Below are 1,532 nucleotides of genomic sequence, written 5' to 3' on the forward strand. Positions count from 1 at the left end.
CACTTCAGATGCCACCACGGCGAAGCCTCGGCCTTGTTCACCGGCACGGGCGGCTTCGACGGCCGCGTTCAGCGCGAGGATGTTGGTCTGGAACGCGATGCCGTCGATCACGCCGATGATGTCGACGATCTTCTTGGACGAAGCATTGATCGACGCCATGGTTTCGACCACCTGATTGACGACGCCGCCGCCCTTGACCGCAACCTCGGAGGCCGAGAGGGCGAGTTGATTGGCTTGGCGTGCGTTGTCCGCGTTCTGCTTGACCGTGGAGGTGAGCTCTTCCATCGAAGCCGCGGTCTCTTCGAGCGAGCTGGCTTGTTCCTCTGTGCGCGAAGAAAGGTCCTGGTTGCCCGCGGCGATCTGGCCCGAGGCGGTGGCGATGGCGTCGGTGCCTGTGCGCACTTCGCCCACCACCTTGGCGAGGCTCTCGTTCATGTGCTTCAGCGCATTCATCAGCTGGCCGGTCTCGTCGCGCGAGCCGGTTTCAATGGCCGAGCTCAGGTCGCCGCTCGCCACGGTTTCGGCCACCTTCACCGCATGGCCCAGAGGTCGCGTGACGCTGCGGGCGATCAGGAAGGCGCAAAGCGCGCCCAATATCAACGTGAGCGCGGTCAGGAAGATGCGGAGGTTGAAGCTGCGCGCATTCGCCTCGTCGATCGCGCGGCTCATGTCGTCGATCGCCTTGCGCTCGAGGGCCAGCAGTTCGAGCACGCGCGTTTCGTAGGCCTTGGCCGCCGGCATGAACATGTTATTGAAGGCCGCGTCGGCTTCCGCGGGGTTGCCCCCGGTCTTGGCCTTCTGCACCGCGTCCTTGGCCGCCTGGTACTTGGCGCGCAGCTCGACGATGTTCTTGAAGGTCGACTTCTCCAAGTCGGTGACGAGAAGGGCCTCGACCTTGGCCATGGTTTCTCCGCCCTTCTTGACGCTGTCGGAGATGACGTCGGCAAAGGTGACGGGCAGCGATTCGTCGGTGCTCCTGGCGATCATCGCGGTGCGTGCAATGGCCGAGTAGGTCAGCACGTACCAGTCGGAGATGAGCCGCTCTTTCGCGAGCGGGCTCTGCATCATCTGGCGGGTAGCTTCGGCATTGCTGCGTGCGGTCATCAGCGCAAAGGCGGCCGAGACCAGCGTCAGGACGAGAACCAAGCCGAAGCCGATGGCCAAGCGCGTTCCAATGCGCATGTTCGAGAGGATGTTCATGGTGGGGTAATGGAATGAAAAGGACAGACGATCGAATGCCCTAGAAGGCTCACGCTTCGATCAACCTCATGCTCTTGTGCGCGCCGGACGTCGCCCGCGACGCGTGGCTGGGCTCTTTGCGGCGGAAGGCGGTGGCAGCCTGCTGCGGTTGATGCAGCTTGAACACGCTCACCGCTTCCACCAGGCTGGCGGCCTGCTCCTGCATAGACTGGGCTGCGGCCGCCGCTTCTTCCACCAGCGCCGCGTTCTGCTGCGTCACCTGGTCCATCTGCGCAATGGCCTGGTTCACCTGTTCGATGCCGGTGCTCTGCTCCTGGCTAGCTGCCGTGATT

At 63.6% G+C, this 1,532-nt stretch carries 1 protein-coding gene and 1 pseudogene; both read right to left on the reverse strand.

Annotated elements, in window-relative coordinates:
* On the reverse strand, positions 1-1,200 hold a 1,200-nt coding region (locus EJI00_RS24805; protein ID WP_126750114.1), incomplete at its 3' end, for a methyl-accepting chemotaxis protein.
* A gap of 49 nt (positions 1,201-1,249) precedes the next feature.
* Positions 1,250-1,532 (reverse strand): annotated as a pseudogene (locus EJI00_RS24810) (hypothetical protein); the annotation flags it as partial.

Origin of the sequence: Variovorax sp. DXTD-1 (assembly GCF_003984625.1) — a bacterium.
GTDB lineage: Bacteria > Pseudomonadota > Gammaproteobacteria > Burkholderiales > Burkholderiaceae_C > Variovorax.